Origin of the sequence: Paramuribaculum intestinale (assembly GCF_003024925.1) — a bacterium.
Lineage (GTDB): Bacteria > Bacteroidota > Bacteroidia > Bacteroidales > Muribaculaceae > Paramuribaculum > Paramuribaculum intestinale.
The window spans coordinates 1-12,017 of the sequence record NZ_PUED01000079.1 but is presented as its reverse complement, the minus strand read 5'-3'; the positions used below and the strand labels follow the sequence as shown (position 1 = coordinate 12,017).

At 54.1% G+C, this 12,017-nt stretch carries 9 protein-coding genes and 1 riboswitch; all 9 genes read right to left on the bottom strand.

Annotation, left to right across the window (positions count from 1 at the left end):
* On the bottom strand, positions 1 to 1,698 hold a 1,698-nt coding region (gene dxs, locus C5O24_RS07285), incomplete at its 3' end, for a 1-deoxy-D-xylulose-5-phosphate synthase (RefSeq protein WP_240604924.1).
* 335 nt (positions 1,699 to 2,033) lie between these two features.
* Positions 2,034 to 2,369: a MerR family transcriptional regulator gene (locus C5O24_RS07275; protein ID WP_107035818.1), complete on the bottom strand. Its 336-nt coding sequence runs from the start codon at positions 2,367 to 2,369 to the stop codon at positions 2,034 to 2,036.
* Complete coding sequence (locus tag C5O24_RS07270) at positions 2,356 to 4,179, bottom strand: LTA synthase family protein (RefSeq protein WP_161553843.1); 1,824 nt, start codon at positions 4,177 to 4,179, stop codon at positions 2,356 to 2,358. Before C5O24_RS07270 ends, C5O24_RS07275 begins: the two co-directional genes overlap by 14 nt.
* A 221-nt stretch (positions 4,180 to 4,400) precedes the next feature.
* Positions 4,401 to 5,681, bottom strand: coding sequence for an inner membrane CreD family protein (locus C5O24_RS07265; RefSeq protein WP_161553842.1), 1,281 nt, complete (start codon positions 5,679 to 5,681; stop codon positions 4,401 to 4,403).
* A 5-nt stretch (positions 5,682 to 5,686) separates the two neighbouring features.
* On the bottom strand, positions 5,687 to 6,334 hold the full coding sequence (locus tag C5O24_RS07260) for an inner membrane CreD family protein (RefSeq protein ID WP_107035815.1): 648 nt from the start codon (positions 6,332 to 6,334) through the stop codon (positions 5,687 to 5,689).
* A 111-nt stretch (positions 6,335 to 6,445) separates the two neighbouring features.
* The gene (locus tag C5O24_RS07255; RefSeq protein ID WP_107035814.1) at positions 6,446 to 7,462 is read right to left on the bottom strand and encodes an iron chelate uptake ABC transporter family permease subunit; all 1,017 of its coding nucleotides are present in this window, start codon (positions 7,460 to 7,462) and stop codon (positions 6,446 to 6,448) included.
* Positions 7,459 to 8,493 carry an ABC transporter substrate-binding protein gene (locus C5O24_RS07250; RefSeq protein ID WP_370364726.1) on the bottom strand — a complete coding sequence of 345 codons (1,035 nt, stop codon included), beginning with the start codon at positions 8,491 to 8,493 and terminating at the stop codon, positions 7,459 to 7,461. The genes C5O24_RS07255 and C5O24_RS07250 overlap by 4 nt, the downstream gene beginning before the upstream one ends.
* 122 nt (positions 8,494 to 8,615) lie before the next feature.
* Entirely contained in the window at positions 8,616 to 9,710 is a 1,095-nt protein-coding gene (locus C5O24_RS07245; protein WP_107035812.1) for a DUF5074 domain-containing protein, read from the bottom strand.
* A 27-nt stretch (positions 9,711 to 9,737) separates the two neighbouring features.
* Entirely contained in the window at positions 9,738 to 11,777 is a 2,040-nt protein-coding gene (locus tag C5O24_RS07240; protein ID WP_161553841.1) for a TonB-dependent receptor plug domain-containing protein, read from the bottom strand.
* A gap of 22 nt (positions 11,778 to 11,799) precedes the next feature.
* Positions 11,800 to 12,004, bottom strand: a riboswitch (cobalamin riboswitch).
* Between the last annotated feature and the right edge of the window lie 13 nt (positions 12,005 to 12,017).

Genomic DNA, 12,017 nt, shown 5'->3' with positions numbered 1-12,017 from the left:
GAGAAACACCATGTCGTAATGAGCCACGGACACGCCGCCTGCAGCAGCCAGTTTCGCTCCTTGAGCCGCCTCGAAAGCTATCGGCCCGATGGTGAGCATCGTTACATCCTCGCCCCGGCTCAGACACTCTCCGCGGCCGACGGTCATACGCTGCATCGGCTTGTGGCTGTCGTGGCCGTAACCGCGCGGATAACGTATCGCCCACGGACCGCACCGGTCAGGAAGCTGCGAGGTGTAGAGCAGCGAACGCAGCTGGTCGGCGTCGCGCGGCGAAGCTATGGTCATGCCGGGGACAGTACGCATGTATGCAAGGTCGTTGGCGCCGTGGTGAGTTACGCCATCCTCACCTACCAGACCGGCACGGTCTATACAGAATGTCACCGGCAGACCCTGCACGGCCACGTCATTGATGATATTGTCATAAGCACGCTGCAGAAAGACCGAATAGATGGCCACGTATGGCAGCATTCCGTCAGTAGCGAGCCCACCTGCAAAGGTCACGGCATGACCCTCTGAAATGCCGACGTCAAACGTGCGTTGAGGCATCTCCTGCTGCATCATGTTCATTGAGGTGCCAGATGTCATGGCCGCCGTTATTCCGACGATAGCCTTATTGTCACGAGCCAGCTCAACAAGAGTCGAACCCATCGCATCCTGAAACTTCGTGCGGGCCGGATCCTTACTCTCTGACTTGCGCTCTCCGCTCTCAGGCTCAAAGCATCCGGGTGCATGCCAGACAGCCGGATCATTTTCAGCCGGCACATAACCTTTGCCCTTCGTCGTGCGCAGATGCAGCAGCCGCGGGCCGCTCATATCCTTGATATCGTCAAGCACCTTTATGATACGTGGCAGATCATGACCGTCAAACGGTCCGAAATATCTGATATTTAAGCCCTCGAATATATTTTGCTCTTTGGTCAGGAGCGATTTCAGGCTGTTGTTGAAACGCAGTATGCGTCCTTTGCTGTTGTCGTTGAACAGATGCAGCTTTTTCAGCAGTCGGTACACTCCGTAGCGGAAACTGTTGTAGCCTTTTGAAGCAGTCAGATGAGCGAGATATGAATTCAGCGACCCGACATTGTGGTCGATCGACATATCATTGTCGTTGAGGATTATCAGCAGATTGCTGTTGGTGTTGGCGGCATTGTTCAGCCCCTCGAACGCCAGACCTCCGCTTATCGAAGCGTCGCCTATCACAGCCACGACATTGCGGCGTGGGCTGTCGTTGTTGAGGGCCGAAGCCACCGACATGCCGAGGGCTGCCGAAATCGAATTTGACGCATGACCGGCCGTGAACGTATCATATTCGCTCTCGTCCGGATTAGGAAAACCACTCAGACCGCCAAGCTTGCGGTTGGTGTGGAAACGGTCGGCACGGCCTGTTATCAGCTTGTGACCATAGGCCTGATGACCAACATCCCATACAATCCGGTCATAGGGCGTATTGAATACGTAATGAAGAGCCACTGTAAGCTCCACCGCACCCATACTGGAGGCGAAGTGACCCGGATTTGATGAAAGTGATTCTATCAGAAACCTACGGATGTCGCTACAGAGTCCTATAAGCTCACTGCCCGACATGCCACGCACATCGGCTGGCCGTGACACCCGGCTCAGTATTGGATAACGATCCATGTCGGGCGCCTTACGGCTTTCGTCGGGCGCCACCGTGAGAGTCTTGCTTCTTGCCTCGCACATATTTCTTATATAAGGGCACAAACACTATAATGGCCGACGCCACAAGCACAAAAGCCACACGCAAAGTGAACCGTTGCGAAGTCACAACCGCGACACACAGCACAGCCCAAAGCACAATAATACACGTAAGCCTGAATATGTCGGTACCCTTCATTGATTATTTTATTCCATATAACGACAGCCTGCGTCGGCCACCATCTTAATGGCAAAGTTAGCAAGTATTCTTGTGATACGAAAATTTTTCGGCTCTTTATCACTGACGGTTCATATCCGACATACCATAGTCAAGAGCATCTCTGCCACATAGCACAGCATGTTACACACCCGCGCACCGCTCACCTCAGCGAGTCAAGCGCCTTGATCATATCGCACAGTTTGGCGCGCACCTGCATCAGCCTGGTGACGGCCTGACTCTTGCGGCTGACGCCTTCGGGATTGCGGCGCAGCTCCTCCTGGGCGGCATCAAGTTTAAGCCCACGGTGTTTCACAAGATAATGTATCATGCGTATGCGCTCCACGTCGTCGGGAGTGTAGAAGCGCGTGCCACGGTCGTTGCGCCGTGGCTTGATGATGGTAAACTGCTGTTCCCAGAAACGGAGCGTACTCACAGGCAGTCCGGTCAGCTCTGCCACCTCGCCGATCTTATAGAATTTTTTATCAATCGGATCCATTCAGTGGTTGGTTTTTGAAGTAGTCGGATCTGATGGCTGCGTCCGATATACGACGTGCCGATCTGATCATATCGAGCATCCGCGAGGTCAGCGCCGCAGAGTCGCCCACCTCTTCACCGGTCATCATAGACACTGCATAAGCCCCGCGGTCAGGATCAAGCAGACTCTGCCCCATTCCGTGCCAGAAATAACCGGAGAGTCCGAGCATGGCAGACAGAGTGGGGTATATGTCGATCTGTCCGGCTACGCTTTCCACACGCGACCCGCCGCCTACAGGCGGATTGAGTATCAGCAGCGGAGTGTACTGACCCGCCGATACGAGAGATGATGCCTTTACAAAATCATTTCGGTCGCCGGCGAGTCCCTCATGATCGCCGACGATCACCACGAGTGTGTTGTCGAAATCCCGGCGCGACCGCAGATAATCGATCAGAATATGCAGTTGCGAGTCGGTATAGTGTGCCATTGCGATATAGTCGGCAAGCCGTCGCGGCAGATCCTTTTCCCTCATGTCAAACTGCGGATCTACCATATTGTCAGGTAGTCTGAATGGGTTATGACCAGAATATGTGACAAACGTCAGCATACGCGATTCGCCCTCCGGCCATATATGTCCTTGCCGGAGCAGTTCCACCGACTGTCGCAGAAAAGATCCGTCGCTGAGCTTGGCCGGATTGCCAATCATCTCGTCCATTCGCCATGCCCGGCGGTCGATCAGCGAGTCGTAGCCGAAAGCGCGGCCTATAGCCTGCTGATTCCATGTGATCGGCTTGTCGCACGTGAATATATAGCTTTTTGTGCCATATCGTTCACGCATCGCTTTGTTAAGTGACGGATATGTGACCGACGGATATTTCATACTGTAGACCTGACCGTTCATAGGCAGCAGGCCGCAATTGATCAGCAGCTGGCAGTCGATCGATCGCCCCGAAGCCACCTGTGTCAGTATGTTGGGAGCATACAACGTCGTGGAGTCACGCAGCAGACTGTTGAGATATGGTGTAATCTCTTTGCCGTCAATCCTCGCCTCCACAGGCCAGCTCTCAAGACTCTCGCAAATGATAAGTACGAGATTGCGTCTCGGCACAGCGTCGGCTGGAAGCTCCTGTACCGCCACCAACGAATCATGAAGTGCTATCCATCGGTCTATATCGGGGGTATGGTCAGTAGCATCACGGCGGCTGTCATCGATCAGCGAATAGGCTATGTGGCCGCCTAATGTGTAGACAGGCACACCGCAAGTGCTGTAATAGCACGACTGCGCGAGCCGATCGTAGGCCGCATAAAAGCCCCCGCGCGCCATGATCCACAACGCGCTGACCGATGCCATGACTGCCGACAACAGAAGAATACGCGCCACGGGCCGACGGGGCCGCAAAGCAGCTTTACGCTTCATGACCCATCCGGCCGCAACGACTGTCAGCGCTCCAAACCAGTCATACCAGCGTATCGAGTCAGTCACACTGGCTGTGAAGTCCGACAGATTGCCGACAAGGAGATAGCTTGCCGGAGGTATAGCCGTAAGATACGTGCGGCAATACATCAGATTTGCCTCCAGCAGCCCGTACACCACCGTAAGCCATATCACATGAACCGAAATCCTGCGTGCAGCTGCGTAAGGGATCGACATCAACAAAGCCGCCACAAGAGTGTTGAGCCACATCAACGGGTCGCTCATGGCTCTGAAAGTGGTGGTAATGCACCAGTCGACATCAAACCACAGCAGCAATGCAAGCGACGAAAGCACGGCCACGCACATTCGCCCGGTCCAAAGATCTCTGCCCGAAAAAACTCTCAGAATTTTTCCCATCACCATAGTTCTAAGAGTGTGTTTGAATTTCACTTCTGTTCACTCAAAGAGGATTTTCGGAGAGATTTGCGTGAGTTGAGGAGGGAGCGATGCGGGCATCGTGACCGATGAAACTTGACGCAAATCGCCCGAAAAGACCTTTGAGGGAATAGAAAGAAGTCCATATATATTATTTCTTCGTGTTAAATTCAAACCTACTCTAAAATCTCATACGTCGCACCTCAACGCTTGAGTTTCAGAGAAGCCCACATCATGGCCGCCAGAGAAGCGAACAATATCAGGCTTCCGAGAGCCAATGCATATCGTCCGAGACACAGCATCACGTAGCAGCACGAGTATATCAGCGTGAGAATCGACGCTATAGTCACGCCCGTGCGAACCGATGCAAGCATCCGCCACATATATCCTCCGATCAGCGCTATGGTCATGACCGAAGCCACCAGATAAGCCATTCCGAACGACACGAACTCCACAAACGAAAGCAGCAGCAGATAGAACATCACCAGCGCCGCGCCTATCAGAAAGCAATTGAACATCGGTATTGCCCGCTTGGTGATCACTTCCGTGAAAAACAGGCTGATAAACGTCAGCACAATGATAATGAAGGCAAATTTCAGGCTGCGGCTGACCTTGCGGTAACGGTCGACTCCCACAAGAAATTTTGCACCGATCACCTGCAGATCGTAAGGCTCTTCAATGACGTAGACCATCTCCGGATCCATCTCACCGCCCAAAATAGAGCGGTCATTGTCCATAAAACTGTTGCACGCATCGGTCGTCATGACACTGTTGCTTTCCCATTTGGCAGAGAAAGTCCGGTCGGTAACCGAACGGTCATCTGGCAGACTGCTTCCGGTAAACGATGGATTGCGGGCTTCACCCTCCATCGTCACGACAGTATGCTGTCCGCTCTGCACTACCTCGATGCTGCCCGATCCGTGGATTCTGAAAGAGAAATCGAAATCCGTGACGCCGTCATCCATTGCGCTTGCGTCAATATCCGCGACAAGGCTGCCACCGTCGCGCCGCCACTCCACAGTGCGGCCTGCGATTCGAAGCGGCTCTATACGATAGATCTTACGTGCCGGGACTCTGACCGTAAGCCTGACATCGTCAGTTCCCGTCGGCAATCGCAACGCATCGAAACTGCCCGACATCTCAACGGCCGCATCATAAACCTCGGCCTCGTATATGCCGCGATGCAGTGTCTTTGACTCTATCGACACATCGCAGCGAAGCGTCCGGGATACAGCCGCCACCGAATCACCCGCCATGACAAACGGACCGCCTATGCGTACTTTTCCACCCCACTCATCGGCTATGCTGTCGGCCACATCGTTGACCGACGACTGACGGTCATAGACCAGTCCCCACACTATCAGGGTGGCTATCATCAGCACCACGCACTGCACCGCCATTAAAACGATCTTCACACCCGGACGGTCAGGCTTGCGTGGAGCCGCCACATAAGCGGGAGGCAACGGAGGCGGAGTTGTTGACATGCCGTTCATTTTATGATCAGTTCGCCATCAGCAGTCTGCCTCATGCGCAGAGTGAAGTACATTGCCAGAGCTATAATCACAAACAGCAGTATGCTGCCTATCAGAAGAGCAAGCGAACCGATGTAGATCAGTATGAGTATCACCGCATACTCAACCACAAGAATCCCTGCGGTGAGCCCTGCGGCTTTGACATTCGCGGTAATGCCCTTGACAAAAAGCGTGATCAGTCCGGCGGTAATAACGGTTACAATGCCGTAGGCAGCCCAGAACGGCACGAATTCAGCCAACGCAAGCAGCATCAGATAAAACAGTCCGAGCGCGCAACCTATGAGCGCATACTGCAGATAATTGACATACTTTCGAAAAGCCACCTCGATGAGAGTGATCGAAATAAGCGAGATGGCTATCAGAGCGAAACAATAGCTCGCGCTGTCCGACACCATCAGTGAACTGCTTTCCGACAGCAGACCCTGACTCTGACGCTCCGCGCCATAATCGCCTATTCCGTCAGCAATCAGAGCAATAATAGCCGAAAACACAGCTATCACAAGCGTCTGTACTCCCAGCCAGGCTGTCGTATGACGCGGAACTGATACTTTTGTCGCAGGCAATGGCGGCATCGGCCGGTTGGCAAAATCATTCATTGTGTCCATATTGCAAAAAAACAATGTTGGTTGTGATTTTGCAAATATAGGGATTTATGCCATTGAGTGCAAATCGCAGCAAATGCAATAAAGCATACGCCGCAACGTATTTAACTATTTTTAAGACCGACGGCCGCGGCGTAGAATCACATACAGTATCACCGGGACACCCACTACGGGGGTCACTGCGTTGAGCGGCAATACCATGTGGGCAGGCAACACACATATCAGATTGCACAGCAGAGCCACTGCCGCGCCAACTACAAGCGTGGCCGGCAACAGCACACGATGATCGGCGGTGCGGAATATCATTCGTGCCACATGCGGCATGGCAAGCCCGATGAAAGCTATCGGGCCGCAGAAAGCCGTGACCGACGACGACAGCAGTCCGGTGGCGAGAAGCAGCATATTGCGTACTCTGCCGAGATTCACACCGAGGCTTGATGCATAGTCGGCTCCGAGCTGCACGATATTGAGCGGCTTTACAAGCAGCAGCGAAAGCACTATGCCTGCGCCCGCGATCAGCGCGAACATAGGCAGACTCGACGATGTCACTCCGCTGAAATTGCCCATGCCCCACATCACATAGCTCTGTATGCCGTCGGCTGTCGACGTGTAGTTGAGGAGCATGATGAGCGACGAGGCAAGATAGCCTATCATCACTCCCACGATCAGGAGCATCAGATCACTGCGTATCACAGCCGACAGCGCGAGCAATACACCGATGACGGCCAGACTGCCCACAAAAGCTCCGGCCATGACTGCAGCATATCCGCTCCAACTCATGACACCGGCGCTGACGCTGCCCCCGAACAGAAGTATCACCACCGCCACTCCCAGACTGGCTCCGGAGTTGATGCCGAGCACCGACGGACCGGCCAACGGATTGCGGAAGGCGGTCTGAAGCAGAAGTCCCGATGCGGCGAGTGCAGCCCCTGCGATGATGGCGGTAAGCATCTGCGGTATGCGGCTGCTGAGAATTATATATTCTACGGCGCCATGCTGCGCGCCCGAGCCTGTAAGAACATCCGTGACCGTCCGGGCCGGAATGTCGACCGATCCGAAATACACGTTCAAGGCAGCAAGCACTGCCGTCAGCAAAATGAGCGCTGCAAATCTCACCGCCGTTGCGTTCATGGCTGAAGAGGTATGAAATAGGAATGTCCGGGATATGGCTCGACCAATCCGGGATGAATGATCGATATCAGCTCGGCAAGCAGCCACTGTGGATGAAACGGCACCTCCTCGTAGAAGTATCTCACCGCGGTGTTGCATCCATAGACTCTTTTCCGGCCGAACGCATCAAAGAGCGGATAGAACGGGCTGTCGGATTCGAGCTGTCCGTAAGTCATGTCGGACGACTGATTGTAGCGTATCAGCCACACCGGAGCATTACGCGCCGTCAGCAGCACCTCCTCACCCGATACAGGATATGATCCCGACGACTGACGCGACGCGAAAGGATTCGTGCCACCGGCATGAGTTATAAACAGTCCCATGGTCGATTGTCCGCCGGGTACATACCACTGCGATCCGTACAGCCGGTCGACAAGCACTTCAGGACGTGTTTCTACATTCTTCACGCGTTTCATCAGCCGTTCGTATTCATTACGCGAATTTCTGAATAACGAGTCGGCCATCGCGCTGCGCCCGAAAAGCATTCCGTAAAATTTCATCCATTCGGCTCTGCCCAATGGCGTCGGCTCCATATAATCGGCACACTCGATGATCGGGATGCCCAGCGAAGTCACTCTGCCGTAACCACCCGAATTCTCAAAAGGCGAGAGCATTATGGCGTCGGGCGAGAGCATCATTATCTTTTCGAGATCAGGCGCGGTGCCTATGCCGCAATCAGCCACCGATCCGTCGGCCATGCGAGCCGTTACTGCAGGAGTATGGATATACTTCGAATCACATACCCCTCCTATCGACTCCCCCGCTCCAAACTCGTCGATAAGCGACACATGCACTGCCGAGTAGACCAATGCGTTTTTCAACGGAGTGCGCACCAACGTGCCTTCAGGCAATGATGACGGCACCGGCAGCGAATCGGCCACAAGCACGTAGGTGTGGAGCGTGCGCAGCGTGTCCCACGGGTTGCGTATCCTGACCACTGCAAACGAATCGGTCTCGTCAATCGTTATATTGCGTGCGAAATCAAATCGCATCGCATCGCCCCTCTGATGGCTGACGGCGCCCGAGCCACCCCCGCACGAAACGAGCGAGATGGCTGCGGCCGCCGTCAGGACTGCAGAAAAAAAAGTATGTAGGGCTTTGTCTGTGGCTCTGATCATTTGGCCACCTCAGCAATATTGAAGTTCACGTAGCAGGGGCCAACACCGGTGTCATAGTGCTTCACGAGCGATCCGTCGGCCTTGTACTGTTCGACATATCCCGGAGTAGAATAGCTTGCATAACCGCCCACCATATTGTAGGAAGTGACAAACACATCGCCCACAACCGGATCAACGGCTATCGCTGCCGGCGAATCGACTCCCGACACAGGGAAAGCACTGATCGTGCCGGTGGCAGTATCAAGCACCTTGTAATCGATCGAGCTTGCGCCGTAGGGGGCGTTGATGAAGTATAGCTTGCCGGCGCCGGCGCCCATCAGAGTAGCCGGAGCTATGGCATTGACAGTGTTGTCGTTGACGATCTGACGGAGTGTAGCGGGATTGGCCGCGCTGTAGTCACCCATCGTTATGACATATACATTATTGCCGTCAGAGGCCATTTTTGTGGGATTGATGCCGACATTGATTTTCTTCTCCTCCGTGAACGATCCGAGTGCTATTTTCGATACGGTGCATCCGTCGGCATATCCGTTCTGATAGTTCATGCCATCGGAGTTGGCCACATACAGATAATCGCCGGCCACACACATCTCTTCCGGGTTCGGGCCTACCTTTACAGCTCCGTCGATCGAAAGCGAAAGAGTATCGATACGCTGAACGTAGCCGTTGTACATCGATGCATAGACTTTGCCTTCGTGAGCGAGCACAAAGCGGGGTTCCTGACCTTCGGAAGCGTCAAACGGGATGGTTTTCAGCGACTTCAGAGATACACGGTCAACAACCTCTATGAGATTGGACTGATATACGGCAATATACATCTTAGAGCCGTACACTACTGCATTCTGAGGGGTATCGCCGAGCACGCGGCCATTGGCAGCCTTGAACACATCCTGCAATGCCTGACCCGTAGCATAGTCAATGAATGTGAGGCTGCCGGGAATGTTGTTGCGGAGATTGCCGCTGTTGACGATAAACGCACCGTTTGACACGGTCACGGTTTCAATCTCATGGTCGGGACCGTCATCATCGCTACAAGCGGCAAATGACAGCGGAAGGGCTGCGACGAGAAGTCGCGAAATGAATTTGTTCATACGGTTTCTTACTGTTTTCTTTTTTGGTTATAGTTGATATTTCAGTGTCAGCCGCCACGAGCGCCCGGGCATGGGGTAGCGTGCTATCACCTGATATTGCTTGTTGAATATATTGTCGATATCAAACGATGCCTCCCACCGATGGCTGAAAAGCATCAGACTGCGGCGCAGCGACACTCCGGCCTCCACATATCCGTCGATGCGTGTGTCGGGAAGGTTGCTGTTGGTGGCATAGCGGGAGCTGACGCCGACGGCTTTCACCACAACGTCGACCCAGGGATTGCTGTAGGCCACCGAGCCGCCCCCGGAATTGAGCGGTATATATGCCACCTGCTTGCCGTATTCGGCCGACGTCCGGTCGGTCAGTGGCTTCGACCGCTGATAGCTGTAGTTGACATTCCATTCGAGCTTATGGTCTTTTGCCAGAGCCATATCAGCCGCCAGAGTCAGGTCAATGCCTGTGGCACGTACCTTGTCAAGATTGACCATTGTCCATACAAACATGTTGTAGGGCACCCCGACTATCATATCGTCGATATTGTTGAGATAGGCGTCGGCAGTCATGGTCAGCCGTGTGAACCACACCGATGGAGATATGTCGAGAGTTGTCCCGACGTTGAACTGACGCGTCGTTTCCGGACGCAGATCAGTGCTGCCGTAGTGAAAAAAGTACGACTCATTGAAGGTCGGCACACGGAAGATGCTTTTGAACGATGCCCGCAGACGCCATTCGCGCGACGCCAACGGCTGAAATGAAATGCTTGCCGATGGTGAAAGCTTGTAATTGTCGCGAGCCTCATCTCCATTATGCACTTTGTTGATATATATCGATCCGAGCAGCGACGCTGTGGCTGTCAGACGCCCGGTGCGGTAACGCCCTGTCAGCGATTGAAGAATCGTGTAGCGACTCGGCCCAACCTCCTGCGGCAGGTTGCTCGACAGATTGCCATAGGCGAAGTCGGCCGCATAATTCAGTGCCAGCCGGTCGGCAGGCATCCACAGCAACACACCGGAAGCGTATGCCTCGCGCTGAAAGTAGTCCTGATCAAGACGGCCCCCGGGATAATGTCCGTTGACGTCATCGTAGAGCGATGCCTCCCAGTTGAACTTACTTGTAAGCTTGAGCGACAGATTGCTTGAAAGGGTGCTGCGCCACAAAGCCTGTGCGAAAGCGTTGCGCTCACGCAGTCTCTCATTGCACTGCGGATTATAGTATATAACCGGTCCGGGCAGCTGGCGTCCGTTGTCGTAATAATAGATTTTGGCTGAAAGCGATGACTTGCGTCCGACCGGCAGTGTCATATTGATTTCGCCATGACCGGAATTCATCAGCGAATTTCTGCGTCGCTCGCGCGAGGAATAAATGCCGTTGCGGAGTGTGAACGGATAGTCGTTGAGCGCATGGGTGAACTCACCTATAAAACCGATAGCCAGACCGTCGGCGCGGCTTGTGCCGATCTTCACAAACGGGTTGAGCAGACCGAACGAGCCGACACGCATCTGCGCCGTCAGCCACAGCGAGTCCGCTTCCGAAACCATCGGAGCCGACGAAAGTATGAGCGACGAGGCCGAAGCAAGAGCTCTGGCCGGAATGAAAATGTCGTCGTTGTCGCCTATGACAAGCGACAGACTGCCCATATTGTCGAGTGAGTAACGCGACAGATCCACCTCCCCGCTGCGGTTGTTTGAAAGGGTCACCCCATCGTAGACCACTCCGGTGTGAGCCGCTCCGAAACTTCTGACAGCCACAGTCTTCATGCCGCCCGCGCCGCCATAGTCCTTCAGGTTGATACCGGGCAGACGTTTCAATGCCGAAGATATATCGGTTGCGCCCATGGCCTTCAGTGTCGACGATCCGAGGGAGAATCGAGGGGCAGTCGAACGGTCGGCCTTCTGCGTAACAGCTTCGATCGTGACCTCCGGAAGAGCACGGATGTCCGACAGCGAGTCGGGGAGAGCCTCCGCCGCCATAGCCAAGCCACAGCACGCAAGAGATCCGGCCAGAGCCACAGCCCTGACCGACGCATACGATATGGTCGCCGATAATGTAGGTGTATGAATTCTCATCCTCGAAAGAATCATATTATGTATGAATAAGGAATCGGCGGCAGGTCTTCGGACTTATTTCAGCTTTTCCGGAAGCCTTCCCGAAGCGCTGTGACGCGCCCAAGTGGCATATTTTCCGGTTCCTTTATGACAATTACCCCAGCGGGACTGTCCGGGAGTCTCCCCCTTGTTCCCTTTTAATCGCACAGCCATATGACAGACAAGGAACAACCCATCCTACCACTCAACAAATCAACAATT

Excerpts from the sequence above, each read along its gene's own strand:
- C5O24_RS07275 (WP_107035818.1), bottom strand. The coding sequence starts at position 2,369 with ATGGATCCGATTGATAAAAAATTCTATAAGATCGGCGAGGTGGCAGAG.
- C5O24_RS07265 (WP_161553842.1), bottom strand. The coding sequence starts at position 5,681 with ATGTCAACAACTCCGCCTCCGTTGCCTCCCGCTTATGTGGCGGCTCCA.
- C5O24_RS07240 (WP_161553841.1), bottom strand. The coding sequence starts at position 11,777 with ATGAGAATTCATACACCTACATTATCGGCGACCATATCGTATGCGTCG.
- C5O24_RS07270 (WP_161553843.1), bottom strand. The coding sequence starts at position 4,179 with ATGGGAAAAATTCTGAGAGTTTTTTCGGGCAGAGATCTTTGGACCGGG.
- C5O24_RS07260 (WP_107035815.1), bottom strand. The coding sequence starts at position 6,334 with ATGGACACAATGAATGATTTTGCCAACCGGCCGATGCCGCCATTGCCT.
- C5O24_RS07250 (WP_370364726.1), bottom strand. The coding sequence starts at position 8,493 with ATGCGATTTGATTTCGCACGCAATATAACGATTGACGAGACCGATTCG.
- C5O24_RS07255 (WP_107035814.1), bottom strand. The coding sequence starts at position 7,462 with ATGAACGCAACGGCGGTGAGATTTGCAGCGCTCATTTTGCTGACGGCA.
- C5O24_RS07245 (WP_107035812.1), bottom strand. The coding sequence starts at position 9,710 with ATGAACAAATTCATTTCGCGACTTCTCGTCGCAGCCCTTCCGCTGTCA.